Annotated in this window: 12 protein-coding genes; 2 read left to right on the top strand and 10 right to left on the bottom strand. The window is 73.8% G+C overall.

Going from position 1 to position 15,210, the window contains the following annotated elements:
- Positions 1-5: 5 nt before the first annotated feature.
- From AB0K00_RS13595 to AB0K00_RS13605, 3 genes are all read right to left on the bottom strand, one after another.
- Entirely contained in the window at positions 6-1,337 is a 1,332-nt protein-coding gene (locus tag AB0K00_RS13595; protein ID WP_363519883.1) for a potassium transporter TrkG, read from the bottom strand.
- 64 nt (positions 1,338-1,401) lie between these two features.
- The gene (locus AB0K00_RS13600) at positions 1,402-3,606 is read right to left on the bottom strand and encodes an MMPL family transporter (protein ID WP_363519886.1); all 2,205 of its coding nucleotides are present in this window, start codon (positions 3,604-3,606) and stop codon (positions 1,402-1,404) included.
- 216 nt (positions 3,607-3,822) lie between these two features.
- The gene (locus AB0K00_RS13605) at positions 3,823-4,365 is read right to left on the bottom strand and encodes a hypothetical protein (RefSeq protein WP_363519889.1); all 543 of its coding nucleotides are present in this window, start codon (positions 4,363-4,365) and stop codon (positions 3,823-3,825) included.
- Between the two features lie 122 nt (positions 4,366-4,487).
- Here AB0K00_RS13605 and AB0K00_RS13610 point away from each other — a divergent pair, with 122 nt between their 5' ends.
- Positions 4,488-5,504, top strand: a complete 1,017-nt coding sequence (locus AB0K00_RS13610) for a hypothetical protein (protein ID WP_363519892.1) — start codon at positions 4,488-4,490, stop codon at positions 5,502-5,504.
- A 200-nt stretch (positions 5,505-5,704) separates the two neighbouring features.
- Here the strand turns inward: AB0K00_RS13610 and AB0K00_RS13615 are convergent, their stop codons facing one another.
- Together AB0K00_RS13615 and AB0K00_RS13620 are read right to left on the bottom strand one after the other, a co-directional pair.
- Positions 5,705-5,869, bottom strand: a complete 165-nt coding sequence (locus AB0K00_RS13615; RefSeq protein ID WP_363519895.1) for a hypothetical protein — start codon at positions 5,867-5,869, stop codon at positions 5,705-5,707.
- 121 nt (positions 5,870-5,990) lie between these two features.
- Positions 5,991-6,584 (bottom strand): helix-turn-helix domain-containing protein, encoded by a 594-nt coding sequence (locus tag AB0K00_RS13620; RefSeq protein WP_363519898.1) that lies wholly within the window; start codon positions 6,582-6,584, stop codon positions 5,991-5,993.
- Positions 6,585-6,690: 106 nt separating this feature from the next.
- Here AB0K00_RS13620 and AB0K00_RS13625 point away from each other — a divergent pair, with 106 nt between their 5' ends.
- The gene (locus AB0K00_RS13625) at positions 6,691-7,146 is read left to right on the top strand and encodes a nuclear transport factor 2 family protein (RefSeq protein WP_363519901.1); all 456 of its coding nucleotides are present in this window, start codon (positions 6,691-6,693) and stop codon (positions 7,144-7,146) included.
- A 182-nt stretch (positions 7,147-7,328) separates the two neighbouring features.
- Here AB0K00_RS13625 and AB0K00_RS13630 read toward each other — a convergent pair whose 3' ends face one another.
- The 5 genes from AB0K00_RS13630 to AB0K00_RS13650 form a co-directional block, all read right to left on the bottom strand.
- A complete protein-coding gene (locus AB0K00_RS13630; protein WP_363519904.1) occupies positions 7,329-8,876 on the bottom strand; it encodes a bifunctional 3-(3-hydroxy-phenyl)propionate/3-hydroxycinnamic acid hydroxylase in 1,548 nt (515 codons plus the stop codon).
- A 53-nt stretch (positions 8,877-8,929) separates the two neighbouring features.
- The gene (locus AB0K00_RS13635; RefSeq protein WP_363519907.1) at positions 8,930-12,118 is read right to left on the bottom strand and encodes a BTAD domain-containing putative transcriptional regulator; all 3,189 of its coding nucleotides are present in this window, start codon (positions 12,116-12,118) and stop codon (positions 8,930-8,932) included.
- A gap of 79 nt (positions 12,119-12,197) precedes the next feature.
- A complete protein-coding gene (locus AB0K00_RS13640) occupies positions 12,198-12,980 on the bottom strand; it encodes a methyltransferase domain-containing protein (RefSeq protein ID WP_363519909.1) in 783 nt (260 codons plus the stop codon).
- Between the two features lie 592 nt (positions 12,981-13,572).
- On the bottom strand, positions 13,573-14,490 hold the full coding sequence (locus tag AB0K00_RS13645) for a MerR family transcriptional regulator (protein WP_363519912.1): 918 nt from the start codon (positions 14,488-14,490) through the stop codon (positions 13,573-13,575).
- A gap of 51 nt (positions 14,491-14,541) precedes the next feature.
- Positions 14,542-15,126: a dihydrofolate reductase family protein gene (locus AB0K00_RS13650; RefSeq protein ID WP_363519914.1), complete on the bottom strand. Its 585-nt coding sequence runs from the start codon at positions 15,124-15,126 to the stop codon at positions 14,542-14,544.
- Between the last annotated feature and the right edge of the window lie 84 nt (positions 15,127-15,210).

Genomic DNA, 15,210 nt, shown 5'->3' on the forward strand with positions numbered 1-15,210 from the left:
GGGAATCACCCGATGATCGGTCGCTCCTCGGGCAGCCGGTAGCGCAGCTTCCGGTGCCGCAGGGCGATCGCGGAGGCCACCGTGATCGTACCGACCCTGCCGATGAACATCAGCGCGACGAGGGTCAGCTGGCCGGTGGCCGGCAGCGACCCGGTGATGCCGGTGGACAGGCCCGCGGTGGAGAACGCCGCGGTCACCTCGAACAGGACCCGGTCGAACGGCAGCTCGGTGACGAGCAGCAGGACCAGGGTGCCGGCGGCGACGGTGCCGACGCCGAGCAGGGCGACGGTGACCGCCTGCCGCACGGTCTGCGCCGGTACCCGACGGTGGCCGATGTTCACGTCGTCCTGCCCCCTGACCTCCGCCCAGATGACGAACGCGAGGAGGAAGAAGGTGGTCACCTTGATGCCGCCGGAGGTGCCGGCGCTGCCGCCGCCGATGAACATGAGCACGTTGGTGAGGGCCAGCGTCTCCGGCCGCGCCGCGGCGTAGTCGATGCTGTTGAACCCGGCGGTGCGCGGAACGACGCCGCCGAACATCCCGCCGACCAGGGTCTCGCGCCAGTTGAGCGGGCCGAGCGTGGCCGGGTTGGACCATTCGAAGGCGGTGACCCCGCCGATGCCGATGAGCAGCAGGATCGCCGAGCCCCACACGGTGAGGCGGGTGTGGATCGACCAGTACCGCGGCTTGCGCCACTCCCGGTACAGCTCCAGCATGACGGGGAAGCCGAGGCCGCCGAGGATCACGGCGACCGCGACGGTGCCGCAGATCCACGGGTCGCCGACGAAGCCCATGAAGCTGTCGGAGTACAGCGAAAAACCGGCGTTGTTGAAGGCGCTGACCGCGTGGAAGACGCCGTGCCACAGCGCCGTGCCGAACGTGTCGTCATAGGTGGTGCGGAACCGGACGGTCAGCACGGCGGCGACGACGAGCTCGAAGCCGACCATCATGGCGAGGACCCGCAGCAGCAGCGCGCGCACCTCGCCGAGGTTCAGCGACCGGGTCTCGGCCTGCGCGACGAGCCGCGTGCGCAGTGCGAGCCGGCGCGACATCATCAGGCCCAGCACGGTCGCGAAGGTCATGATGCCGAACCCGCCGACCTGGATGAGGCCGAGGATGATGCCCTGGCCGGCCGGGGACCAGTAGGTCGCGGGATCGACGGTGCTCATGCCGGTGATGAACACCGACGAGGCGGCGGTGAACAGCGCCACCAGCGGCGGTGCCGGCTCCCCGGCGGCGCGGGCCGCGGGGAGCATGAGCAGGCCGGTGCCGACGAGCAGCGCCGCGAGGAACGCCGTCGGGAGCAGGCGGGTGGGGTGCCGCAGGGCACGGAGCATGCGGAAGATCCTATGGCCATGCCGCGCCGCCCACAGGGTGGACGGCGCGGCATGGGTTCCTCGTTCAGCGCCAGGTCGTGACGAGGTCCCGGTCGGCCGGTGCGGCGGCGGGCACGTCGTGGGAGACCTGCGGCAGCCAGTTCAGCCAGCGGGGCAGCCACCAGTTCCGCTCGCCGAGCAGCGCCATGGTCGCCGGCAGCAGCACCGCACGGACGATCGTCGCGTCGAGCAGGACGGCCGCGGCCAGCCCGACGCCGAGCTCCTTGGTCGACACCAGCGGGAGCGTGGCGAACAGCGCGAACACCGCCACCATGACCGCCGCCGCGCTGGTGATGACCCCGGCGGTGGCGGTGATGCCCTCGGTGACCGCCTGCCGGGTCGGCAGCCCGCGGTCGTGGCCCTCCCGGATCCGGCTGACCACGAAGACGTGGTAGTCCATCGACAGGCCGAACAGGATCACGAACAGGAACAGCGGCATCCAGTTCGTGATGCCGTCGGCGGCGCGGAAGTCCAGCAGCGACTCGAAGTGGCCGTACTGGAAGACGAAGACGAGCATCCCGTATGCGGCGGCGACCGACAGCAGGTTGAGCGCCACGCCGGTGACGGCCACGACGACCGACCGGAACGACACCAGCAGGAGCAGGAACGCCAGGCCGAGCACGAACCCGAAGACCAGCGGCATGGAGTCGGCGAGCTGGTCGTTGAAGTCCTTGGACCCGGCCGTGTCGCCGGTGACCCCGACCCAGGCGCCCGGGACCGTGCCCAGCGTGGCGGGGATGACGGTGCCGCGTAGTGCCGCGAGGGCGTCCTCGGAGGCGCGGTCGCTGCCGGTACCGGAGAGCCCGACGCTGATCACAGCGACCGTTCCGGCCGGGTTGACCTCGACGGTGACCGGCTCGTGCAGCCGCCCGGTGGCCAGGGCCTGCCGCTTGAACTCCGCCACCGCGCCGTCCCAGGCGGGACCGCTGACGGCGGGTGCCTTGACGACGACCTCGGCCGGCCCGGTGCCGCCGGGGAACGCCGCCTGGATCGCCAGGAACGCCTGGGTGATCGGCGCGCTCGGGGACAGGTCCTCCACGCCCTCTCCCTTGGTGCGCAGGTCCATGGCGGGCGCGGCGATCGCGCCGAGGGCCACGACGGCGAGGACCGCGGAGATCAGCGGGCGCTTCAGGACCAGGCGCAGGAATGCGCTCCAGACGCGGCCGCCGCCGGCGCGCTTGCGGTACAGGCCGGGGATGCGACCCAGGTCGACCCGGTCACCGAGGGCGGACAGCAGGGCGGGCAGGACGGTCAGCGACCCGAGCACCGCGGTCGCGACGACGAGGATGGTGCCGATGGCGAAGCTGACGAACGTGGTGTCCCGGGTGAGGAACATGCCGGCCATGGCGACGATGACGGTGAGCCCGGAGACCCAGATCGACCGGCCGGACGTCTGCGCGGCGATGACCAGGGCCCGGTGCGCGTCGGCGCCGTTGCGGCGCTCGTCGCGTTCGCGGCGGATGTAGAACAGGCAGTAGTCGACGCCGACGGCGAGCCCGACGAGCAGCATCACGTGCATGGTGGTGTCGACGGCCGGCGCCAGGTGGCTGGCGAAGGCGAGCAGGCCGACGGCGCCGACGACCGCGGTGACGGCGAGCCCGACCGGCAGCAGCGCCGCCACGATCGCACCGAACGCGACCAGCAGGATGCCGAGGGTGACGGGGATCGACAGCATCGACAGCCGGTTCAGGCCCTCGTCGAGCTCGTCGCCGATGAGCTTGTCGCCGCTGGCGTCGCCGGCCTCGGCAATGTACAGCTCAGGATGGGCGCGCTGGACGCCCGCGACGGCGTCGAGGACCGGCTGGATGCGGTCCTTGGCGGTCTCGGGGTCGCCGCGCACGGCGAACGTGATGAGCGCCGACTTCCCGTCCTCGGACCTCAGCGGCGCCGCGACCGGGTCGGTCGCGCCGGTGTCCTGCACGGCCTTGGTGACCTCGGCGATCGCCGCCCGCACCTCCGGACTGTCCACTGTGGAGGTCTTCGAGGTGATGATGACCATCTCGCCGGCGCCCTGCGCGGGGAAGCCCGCCTGCTCGACGATCCGGTCGGCGCGGCCGGACTCGCCGTTGCCGAAGTCGCTGTCGGTCGCCTGCACCGTGCCGACCTGGCCGCTGAGCACGGTCACGCCGACGACGAACATCAGCCAGCCGAGGATGGCGAGCGCCCGGTGGCGGGCGCTCCACACCGCGATCCGTGCCGCGATGCCTTTCACGTTGTCCCTGGATTCCATGCCAGGAACGCTATTGAGCGCACCGGTCCGTATCGATCCGGCGAGCCCGCTGACCTGCGGTGGGGCCGTCCCGCTCACCCCTGGTAGGGCCTGCCCTACCTCGCCGGTGGGGCTGCCCCGCCGCCACAGGTCAGGGTGTCGTCCTGCGCGGCGTGCCGGCGCGGGCGGCGGCGGCCACCGCGCCCGCCAAGACCGCAGTCGCTCCGGGCGTCCGCCTCACCACGGCCACTGCAGGGATGACGCGCCACCCAGGAACGCGTCGGCGTGGTGGCGTAGCCGGGAGCCGTACACGGGGTCGGTGAGCGGCCACTCGTATCCGTCGGGTCCGCTGTCGAGCAGGCCCGCCGTGGCGGCGACGTAGACGTCGAAACCCGGGTACATGAGCCCGATGTGCGGCAGGTCGTCGACGTCGAGACCGAAGACGGGCGACTCACCGGCGGCATCGGGGTGGCCGAGCGCGAGGATCCGGCGCGAGTCGGAGCCGCCGGGCAGCACGATGCAGGAGGGGAAGCGGGCCGACAGCGGCGCGAACAGCGAGCCCCACGGCTCCCCGAACTCGTCCTCGGCGAGCTCACCGAGCGACCGGCGCGGCTCGGACTCGTGGTCGTGGTCGAACAACGCCGTGTCGTGCGCCAGCCAGAACCGCAGGCTCGCCGGCAGGTCGTCGCCGTCGACGGGCGGGCCGGGGCGGAACTGCCTGGTCGCCGCGACGGCCTTACCGAGTGCGCGGGTCGCCAGTTCCACACCATGATCGGTCACCCGGCGAAAATACCAGCGGCAACCGGCCCGGCTCCGGGGAGCGGCAGCATGCCCGCCGGGCCCGGTGTCGGGCCGCTGTCAGCGGGACGCCGCGGGTGCGCGGCATCGCTACTCTCGCCGGTGTGACGGGTTCGCTGCGGCGGGTGTGGCTGCTGGGCACGATCGCGCTGACCGTGGGCGCGGTCGCGGTGACGGTCGCGCTGGCCCCGGCCGGTGACGCGCCGCCCGGGCGGGCCTTGCAGTGGCTGCTGTTCGTCGGGTCGTCGGTGCACGTCGCGGCGACCGGGTGGTTCTTCTGCGTGCCCGAGGTGCGCCGGCACGCCGCCCAGCACAAGGGGCGCTACGTGTGGGCGCCCCTCGGCCTGGTCGCGGGCACGGCCGCGCTCGCCGCGGCGCTTCCCGAGCGGCTGTTCCTCTGGCCGCTGCTGGCGTTCTTCGCGTGGCAGTTCTTCCACTTCCAGAAGCAGAACCTCGGCATGGCCGCGCTCGCCGGCGTCGCGCACGGCGCGGGCTCGGTCCGCCCGCGGGAACGCGCCGCCATCGTCGCCACGGGCGGCGCGGGGGTCGCGGGCCTGCTGGTCCGGCCGGACCTGCTGCAGCTGACGATCGACCTGCGGGCCGGCTGGCTGTTCCCGGTCGCCGGCGCCGCGTTCGTGCTCGCCGCCGCCGCAGGTGTGGTGGTACTGCGTGAGCGTCCGCCCGCGGCGCGCCCGGTCCAGTTCGTCGCGGTGTACGTCGTCTCGCTGCTCTTCTTCGCCCCGGTGTTCCTGTTCGACTCGCCGTACGCCGCCGTCGCCGGGCTCACGATTGCGCACGGCTACCAGTACCTGCTGATCGTCGGGCTGGTCGCCGGCGCCCGGCGGCCGGGGCTCGGGCCGGTGGTGAGCCTCGCCGTCCTCGTCAACGTCGCGCTGCTCGGCGGGCTGGCCCTCAACGCCGCCTCCCACCTGCACGCCGGCGGCACGGTGGCGCGGGCGGTGTTCGGCGCGTACACCGGCCTGCTGATGGCGCACTTCGTGGTCGACGCGGGCCTGTGGAGGCTGCGCGACGCGTTCCCGCGCCAGTTCCTGACCGAACGCCTGCCGTTTCTGCTGTCCCGCCCGGCGCCCTCGTCGGCCAAGGCCGCCGTCAGCGGTTGAAGAGGCGGGACAGGCCGGCGATCACCGCCGTTGTGAGGACCCAGCCCATGATGACGAGGTGCGGAGATCGACGCATCCCGCGATGTTCGCAGATGACCGTCGTTCCCGGCGGTCCCGTTCGTGGCGGTCCGGTCTTGCGTCGGACGGCTTTGTGTTGGGCCGGGGACGTCGCGGCGTCCCCGGCCCGCTCGGCGTGCGGGTCAGCCTCCGCCGCAACCGCCGGCGGCACCGGCCGCCGGCGCGACGAACACGACGAACGTGACCACCAGCGCGGTGACCGTGGCTATCAGCACGAGCAGCCCGACAAGGAGGATCTTCCTGCCGCGCCCCCGCACCGGCTCCACGGGCTCCGGCCCCGCAGCCATGGCTGGCTGCATCGCAACCACCACCTCTCCGGTCGGACCGTTGAACCTTTCCGCCGAGCGTAGGGGCTCCGCGCCACCCCCGCCCGCCCTCGTCACGAACCCGACCGCCGCGGCGGCGCGCCTACCGGGCGCCGGTTGCCGGGCGGATGGGTGCGAGGCCGGCGAAGACAATGTCGAGCACCCGGGCGCTCACCTCCGCATCGAGGTTCGGGTGGGCGGCGGCCCGCGACGTGGCGACCAGCAGCGCGTAGACCTCGGGCAGCTCGACGTCGTCGCGGACCTCGCCCGCCCGCTGCGCACGGTCGAGCAGGGCGCCGACGGCGCGGCGCAGGCCGGCCGACGCCCGCGCGGCCTCGCCGTCGTCGTCACCGCCGGCGTCGAGCAGCGCGTCGCCGATGGCGATCTTCGTGGCGGCGTCGGCGACGAGGTGGCGGAAGAAGCCGAAGAACGCGGCGCCGGGCTCCGCTGTGTCGAGCAAGGCTTCAGCCTGTTCGCGGAGGCGGTCGAACCGCCGGATGAGCACGGCCTGCAGCAGCGCCGCCTTGGTCGGGAAATGGCGGAAGACGGTGGCGATGCCGACGCCGGCCAGGCGGGCCACCTCCTCCGTCGACGCGGTCGCGCCGCCCTTGCCGAAGACGTCCTCGGCGACGTCCAGGATGCGGCCGCGGTTGGCCTGCGCGTCGACGCGTCGCGCCCGCCCACCCGTCTGGCTCATCGCGTCACTCCCGGTCCCGCTTGTTATCCGAAGTCCAGACTCCATATAATCGGAGTCGACACTCCGGATAGTAGTGGCAGACGGGAGCATCCCTGTGGACCGGCCCTTGAGCCCACGCGAGGTCTTCCTCGCCCTCGTGAACGGCGTCGCGGAGGGTCGCTGGGACGAGCTTCCCGGCCTCTACGCGGAACAGACGCATGTCGTGCACCCGTTCGACCCGCTGCGCGCGCCCGCGCTGCGCAGCCGTGACGAGCTCCGCGAGCACTTCCGGCCCACCGGCGCCGGCCCGCACCTGGACCGCCGGGCGGCCGGCATCACCATCCACGAGACCACCGATCCCGAGGTCATCGTCGCCGAGTTCGAATACCGGGGCACGGTCACCGAGACCGGCGAACCGTTCGCGCTGCCCGGCATCTTCGTGCTGCGGGTGCGCGACGGCGAGATCGTCAGCTCCCGCGACTACTTCGACCACCTCACCGCCGCCCGCGTCCGCGGCCAGCTCGACGGACTGGTCACGGCCGTCAAGGCAGCACTGTCCGAAGCGGGCGACGCGACGGGCTGACATCGCCGTCTGTAAGCGATCCGACACGGACCTTGCGGACCGCGAACACCGGGTCTGGGCGCCGGCACGGTTATGGGGGATTCGGATTGACAGTTGAGTTCGCCGCGGCGGCGTCACCGCCGGGCCGCCGCAACGGCCCGCCGCCCCGGAACACGACGACCAGGGGCTGACCCGGACCGGGGTCAGCCGGCGAGCGGCGCCGGCGCGTCAGTGGTGGTGGCGTAGACGAACCGGTCCGGGCGCAGCACCGCCACCTCGGCGCGGTGCCGGGCGAACCAGGCGGTGAGCACCCCATCGACGTCCACGACCTCCACGACGCCCGGCCCGCTGTCCGTGCCCGCGGCCGAGCCGGGCGGAAGGACGCGGACGAAGACCGCCGGCGGTCCCGTCCAGCCGGCCGCGGTCGCGGCGGTCACCGCCGGGCCGAGCACCGCGAACCCCGCCCCCAGCAGGTCGTCGAGCCGGGCCGGTGCCGCTCCCCCGGCGGCCGACACGCGGGGCTGGGGAAACATGGTGCCGACGGCGCCGCGGCGCGCACCACCGTCGAGCATCCCCTTGCGCAGGACGGGCGCGGGTTTGAACTCGAAGTGCCGCACGAAGCGGCGGACCCGCGGGACGGCCTGGACCGCGCGCAGCATGGTGTCGCGCGCGAACGCCGCGACCCGGTTGCGGACCAGGAACACCCGGCCGAGGCGGACGCTCGTCACCGCCATCTCCTCGGCGTGCGGGCGTCGTTCGGTCTCGTACGAGTCGAGGAGCTCGTCGCCGGCGCTCCCGTCGATGGCCAGCGCCAGCTTCCAGGTCAGGTTGGCGGCGTCGCGGAGCCCGCTGCACAGGCCCTGGCCCAGGAACGGCGGCATCTGGTGCGCGGCGTCGCCGAGGAGGAACACCCGCCCGGCCCGCCACCGTTGGGCGACGAGGTGGTGGAAGGTGTACACGACGGATCGGGTGACCGTGAAGCGGGCGGGGTCGACGTACGGCGCGACCAGCCGTTCCAGGGTTTCCGGCCGGGTCATCTCCTCGGGTGTCTCGCTCGCGCGGAGCATGAACTCGAGGCGGTGCGTGCCGAACGCGCCGGGTGACACGAACGCGGGACGGCGCCAGTCGCAGACGAACCTTGTCCGCGGCTGCCGGACGCCGCCGGGCGCGACGTCGCCGGAGATCGCCAGCCACGGCTCGGCGTAGGACGTCCCGCTCAGCTCGATCCCCGCCGCCACGCGGGTGGTGCTGCGGGCGCCGTCGCAACCCAGCACGTACCGGGCCCGGACCGTGCTGCCGGTGCCGGTCGCGGTGTCGCGCAGCCGCACGGTGACACCGTCGGCGTCCTGGTCCAGGCCGGTCAGCTCCACCCCGGTGCGCAGCTCGACGTGCGGGAACCGGTCCAGCCCGCCACGCAGCGACGCCTCCAGCCACGGCTGGTCGAAGAAGTGCAGCGGCTCGCTGCCGAGGCCGAAGTCGATCTCGTCGAGGGCGATCGTCGCGAACGGCCGGCCGTTGCCGCTGACGTATTCGACGACCGGCGGCGGGTACATGTCGGCGGCCACCTCGTCGCGCAGCCCCGCCTGCTGGTACACCCGCAACGCCTCGTCGTCGCAGGAGAACGCCCGCGGCTGTCCGTGTGGTTCGGTGCCGCGTTCCACGACGAGGGTCCGCACGCCGCGGACCCCGAGCAGGTTGGCGGTGAGCGCGCCGACCGGCCCGCAGCCAACGACGACGACGTCAATGTCCATGCCCGACAGTGCAGCAGGGCGCTGTGGAGACCGTGTGGAACCGCTGTGGATCCCTATCCGCGGTCGATGCGGGCGAGCAGCAGCCGGGCGCCCTGGGCGGCGGCGATCTCGGCGCCGGCCCGGACGTCCTCGGCGTCGCCGGTCGCGAGGCCGCGCACGCGGCGCAGTTCGGCGGTGAGCACCTGTTCGCCGACCGCGGCGGCTTCGGCGAGGCCGACGCCGGCGAGCCGGGCGGCGGTGGTGGGGTCGCCGGCCACGAGGTGCGCGTCGGCCATCGCGGCGATCGTGATGGTCCGGGTCGCGCGCAGCCCGAGCCGGTGGATGGCCTCGCCGGCGGCCCGCATCGCGGCGAGCCGGCCGTGCTCGCCGCCGCGCACGGCCGCCCACTCGGCGAGGAAGTCGCCGGTGGTGACGAAGTGCGGCATGCGCTGCCGCGCGCCGATCTCACGGCACCGCCCGGCGGCCTCCCGGCCGGCGTCGACGTCGTGCTCCTGCAACGCCGTCCAGGCGGCGTACAGGGCGGCGTTGGCGCGGCCGTAGGCGTCGTCGCTGTGCTCGGCGAGCGCCCGTGCCGCGTCGAGGTCCGCGAGCGCCGCGGTGGGGTCGCCGCGCAGGGACCGCACGAGGGCGCGGAAGTTGTACGCGGCGAGCACCGGCGTCCTGCCTGCCTGCTCCCGCAGGTGCCGCGGGTCGACGGCGGCGAGCCGTTCGACGGCGGTGCTGAGGTGCCCGTCGGCGTCGCCGAGGCGGCCGGTGAAGTAGCAGACGACGCCGAGCAGGTACGGCCCGGCGACCGCGACGAGCCCGCCGGCCGGTGTCGCGGCGCCGGCTGGCGGCATGGCGCCGGTGTGCGGTGCAGCTCCGGCGGGCGACGCGGCGCCGGTGCGAGGTGCGTCTCCGGCGGACTGCGCGGCTTCGGCGGACGGCGCGGCACCGGCGGGCGGCACGGCCTCGGTGAGGCGCTGGGCGAGTTCCTCGGCGACGGTGTACTCGGCGCGGTTGCAGGCGACCTCGCCGAGTGTCCACAGCGCAGTTCGCACGTCGGTGCCAGCCCCCGTGTACGGCAGCAGCCACCTGGCCCGGGCCGCGACCGCCGCGACCGCGTCGCTGCCGACCCCGACGGTGATCTGCAGCAGCGCCGCCCGCCGCAGCTGCACGCCGAGCTCGGCGGCGGCCGCGTCCGGTGCGGTCGCCGCGTCCGGCGCGAGGCGGTCCGCGGCGCGTTGCAGGTGGGCGAGCGCGTCCTCGTACGCCAGCCGCCGGGCCGCGTCGTCGGCCGCCCGCACCGTCCACCGCAGGAAGTCCTCCGCGTGGCCGAGCCCGATCGACTGTCCATAGTGGTGGGCGATCTCGCCCGTGGTGAGCCCGCCCTGGTCCGCGGCCGTCGTGGCGAGCCTCGCGTGCAGCGCGGCGCGCCTCGGTGCGGCCAGCTCGGCGTACGTGACCTCGGCGAACAGCGGGTGCCGGAAGCGAACCGTCCCCGGCCCCGCGGCGGCCTCCGTGACGAGCCGCGCCGCGGCCGGCCCGGCGAGCAGCCGCGCGGCGTCGGCGCCGGTCACCGCCCGCAGCAGGTGCAGGTCGAGTTCCCGGCCGGCGACGCTGAGCACGTCGAGGCACTCGCGGGTGGCGGGGTCGGGCCCGTCCAGCCGCAGCCGCACCGCGTCGCGGACGCTCGGCGGCAGCTCCTCCCCCGGCCGGGCAAGCAGCTCAGTGAGGAAGAACGGGTTGCCGCCGGTACGTTCCGCGAACCGCTGGACGATCTCGTCCGCCACCGGTGCGCCGGTGCGGCCCACGACCAAGTCGGCGACGGCGGCGGCGTCGAGCCCGCCGAGGCGCAGCTGCCCGGACCCGGCGCCGCGGGCCAGGTCGTTCAGGGTCGCCACGAGGCCGGGGTCGTGCTCGTACGGCCGCAGCGTCGCGACCACCAGCGCGCGTCCTGTGTGGACGGTGGTGGTCAGGTACCGGGTCAGCAGCAGCGAGTCCGGGTCGGCCGCGTGCAGGTCGTCCAGGACGAGCACCAGTCCGGCCGGGTGGGCGGCGGCGCGGACCAGGTCGGACACCGCCTCGTAGGCGCGGAAGCGGGCCGCGGGGTCGAGCCCGCCGTCCTGTGTGGACGGTCCGTCGACGAAGCCGGTGAGGGCCGCGCCGGCGGTCCCGGCGTGCGGCAGGGCGAGGAGGCCCCGCACGATCTGGCTCCACAACCAGAACGGTGGCGCCTGCCCGACGTCGGGGCAGCGGCCCCACACGACCGGGATGCCCGCGGCGGCGGCCCGGTCGGCGACGGCGGTGGCGAGGGTCGTCTTGCCGATCCCGGCCTCGCCGACGACGGCGACCATCCGCCCGCCGTCGCGCCGGGCCGCGTCCAGGTGCCCGTCCAGGGTGGCCAGCTCCACGGCCCGCCCGACCAGCCCGCGCGGCCGCCGATCCACCGCGTCCCGCCGATCCACCACATCCCGCCCATCGGCCGCGTCCCGCCGGTCCGGCGGAATGTCCGGCACGGTGTGCGCGAGGATCTGCTGGTGCAGCGCGCGCAGCTCGGCGCCCGGGTCGACGCCGAACTCGTCGGCCAGGAACCGGCGGCCCTCGTCGAACACCGCCAGGGCCTCGGTCTGCTGCCCGGCCCGGTACAGCGCCAGCATCAGCTGCCCGCGCGCCGCCTCCCGGGCGGGCTGTTCCGCGACGTACCGGCGCAGGTCCGGCAGCACGGCCAGGTGCCGGCCGGCGGCCACGGCCGCGGTGCAGCGCCCCTCCTCCACGGCGAGGCGTGTCTGTGCGAGCCGGGTCACCTCGGCCCGCACCGCCGACAGGTCACCGGCCGGCGGGTCGCCGCGCCACAACGCGAGCGCCTGCGTGTAGTGCTGCTCGGCGGCCACGGAGTCACCGCCGGCGAGGGCCCGCGCGCCCGCGTCCGCCAGCTCCGCGAACCGCACGGCGTCGATGGCGTCGTCGGGCACCCGCAGCTCATAGCCGCCGCCGTGGCTCACCACGATCTGGCCCTGGGCCCGCGCGCCCCGGCCCGGCTCGAGGGCCCGCCGCAGCGCGGCGACATAGGTGCGCAGCGTGACCTCGGCGCTCGGCGGCGGGTTCCCGTCCCACAGCGCGTCGACCAGCCATCCGGTGGTGTTGACCCGGTTGGCGCGCAACAGCAGCAGGGTCAGCAGCGCCCGCTGCTTGGGCCCGCCGACCGGCACCGCCTCGCCGTCGCGTGACACCCGCAGCGGCCCCAATATCGCGAACCACACGGCTGATCCTTCGGCGCCCTGGACGTGACCCCGGAAGCATACCGGCGCACCTCGCGACCGCGATCGACCAGCGCCAGCCCTACACCGTGCCGGTCTGCAACCAGACCTGGACGTGCTCGGTGAGCGGCTCCGTATGGCCGAGCGCCTCGTGCAGCCCGTCGGCGAACTCCGCCCGCGCCTGCGGCGGCAGCTCGGCGAGCGACATGGCCGAGAACAGCCCGCCGACGAGCTCGTCGACCGTCAGCGTGGCGTCGTAGCCGATCTCGGCCTCCACGACCTGATATCCGGCCTCCCGCAGGGCGTCGCGGTTGCGCCCGCGCCCCGCGTCGTCGGTCTGGCACGTCCCGGCGAGGGTGCGGCCCAGCAGCCGCTCCAGGTGCTCCTTCGCGGTCCGGGACCAGTCGTTGTCCTGCAGCCACAGCGGCGCGCCGTTGGTGACGACGGCGACGCCACCGCCGGGCCGCAGCAGCGGCCGCACCGCCCGGAACACGGCGGCCCGGTCCATCCAGTGGATGGCGACCGCGATGGTGACCGCGCCGAGCGCCGCGGCACCCAGCACCAGGCCCGCGGCGGGCAGGTCCCGGTCCGCGCCGAGCATCCAGGCCGCGTTCGTGACGCCGCGCTGCTCGGCGGCGCGCCGGGCCAGCACCAGCATGTCCGGCTCCGGGTCCACGCCGAGGACCGCACCGACCCGGCCGGCCAGCGGCAACGTCAGCTGGCCGGTGCCGCAGCCGAGGTCCATCACCACGTCGTCGACGGTGAGCCCGAACGCGCCCACGAGCGCGTCGAGCACGGCGGGCGGATACCCGCGCCGGTACCGTGCGTAGCAGGCGGCGACCTCACCGCCGAAGCTCGGATCCATCCGGCCACCCTGCCAGCCGCCACCGCGCCGGCGCGAGCGATTCCGCGCTCAGCGCAGGACATCCACCGACGGCAGGTCGCGGTGGACGACGTGGATCTGGTCACCCGCGCGCGGCTTAGCAGCCGGCTACCCGCAGCGGCCGGCGAGGTCACGGCCGGGCAGGACGAGCACGAACGGCTCACCGGCGTACGTCATGCGCCGGTCGGCAAGGATCGGATAGCCGTCGTCGACGACGAAATACGCCATGCCGGGCTCGTACGGCAACGGCCGGCGCAACGGCGCGGGCACGCAGCCGGTCGGCCGGCCGTCGGCGAGCGCGAACCGGTGCAGGACCGGCCGGGGGCGACCGCGAACGGGGCGGGGATCTCCTGGGTGACGGTGGTCGGGCCGGGTGTCGCGGGCGCCGGGTAGTCACCGGTTGCCGGCTGGATCCGGTCCCGCGACCAGCGGTCGGGTTCGGGCTCGCTGCCGCACCCGGCCACCAGCATCGCCGTCGCGACGACGAACGCCGCAAACCGTCGGTCCAACCCGACCTCCCCGTGGTCGGGCCACATCGTATCCACGCCCGGCGATCAGGGCCCGGCCGCACGCTCTAAGCCGGGAGTCGGTGCGCTCGCAGCCCGGCGAGGAGCCATGCGAAGGCGGGCACGGCCGGCGGCCCCACGGAGGTGCCATTGAGGATGGCGAGGAGCTGCCAGTAGCGCTCGACCCGGAGGTCGGCGACCAACTCGAGCCAGGCGATGAGCTCGGTCGTTTCGTCGACGGGCAGGTCGGTCGGGACGATCCGGTCGACTGTCCGGCGACCTTCGGCCGAGTCGCAGGCGACTCCGCGCTCGACGGCGTCTCCGGCGTGGAGCAGCACGAGCGGTCGGATGTTCAACCCGAACTCCAGGCGTGAGTCTTCGGCGGCGCTCAGCACCATGACTCGGATCTTGAGCTGGAATTCGGGGTCGGCGACCAGCTCGGCAAGTTCCAGCCAGGCGTCGACCTGTTCATCGGTCGGGTCGTCGGGCAGCTCAGCGGGCAGTTCCCGCATCCAGCCGGCCACGACGGCGCTGTCCGGGTCCGAAATGCCGCCGAACGCGTTGGCGACGAAGTCATCGATGATGCGCTGGCGTTGCTGTGCGGACACTCTGGTGAGCTTGTACGTCACGGTCATCTCCTCGGCCGTACTCTCGCGGCGGGCAACAGCGCGCAGGACCGCGCGCTGGAGCCGTAACGTGCGGATCTCGGCGTCAAGCGCCTTGACGTGCGCCGACGCAAGATCGGTCAACGTGACCTGCCGAGCCAGGAGCGCAGCGACGGCGTCGAGACTGAGGCCCAGGTCACGCAGCGTCCGGATGAGTTCCAAGCGGGCGACGGCCGCCTCGTCGTAGCGTCGATACCCGCCGCTGGAACGGTCCACCGGTGGCAGTACGCCCCGGTCCGACCAGAACCGGACGGTGCGGGCCGACACGCCGGCACGCTGGGCGACCTGCCCGATGGTGTAGAGATCCGGATCACGATCCATGGCGCAAAGCCTGAAGGTTCCACCCGATGGAAGGTCAAGCGGGCCGCGTCGTCAGGGGTGCAGGGTGGGGCGGTAGGTGAGTTCCTGGATGCGGCCGTCGAGTGTCCGGCTTTCGAGGAGTTCGAGGTCGAAGTCGGCGGCGCCCTGGAAGATCGGGTCGGTGCCGGTCTGGCCGCTGATCACCGGGAAGATCGTCAGCTGGACGCGGTCGACCAGGCCGGCGGCCATCAGTGCCCGGTTCAGCGACAGGCTGCCGTGCGAGCGCAACGGCACCGGGGACTCCTCCTTGAGGCGGGCGACGATGTCGACGGCGTCGCCGCTCGCGAGGGTCGCGTCCGGCCAGTCCAGGGGTGCGTGCAGCGTGGTCGAGACCACCGTGGTCGGCAGGTGCTTCATCCGGGTGCTGATCGGGTCGTTCACCGGGGACTCCTCGGAGGCCGGGCCGAGGAAGTGCACGAAGTCCCGGAAGGTGTTGGCGCCGAGCACCAGCCGCTGGTCCTCGCTGTACTGGGCCAGGCGCCGGTCGAGGAACTCGGGACCCTGCTTGCCCCAGTAGCCGCCCCAGTCTCCGCTGCTGTTGTAGGAGCCGAAGCCGTCGAGGGTGGCGAAGACGTCGAAGGTGTAGGTGGCAGTCATGGTGCTCTCCTCCGCGAGTACGGCGGCCGCCCGTCGTGGGCGGACCTCACCCCTGCTACGAACGCCTCGGCCTCGATCCGACAC

The sequence above is a fragment of the Dactylosporangium sp. NPDC049525 genome (genome assembly GCF_040676755.1).
GTDB lineage: Bacteria > Actinomycetota > Actinomycetes > Mycobacteriales > Micromonosporaceae > Dactylosporangium.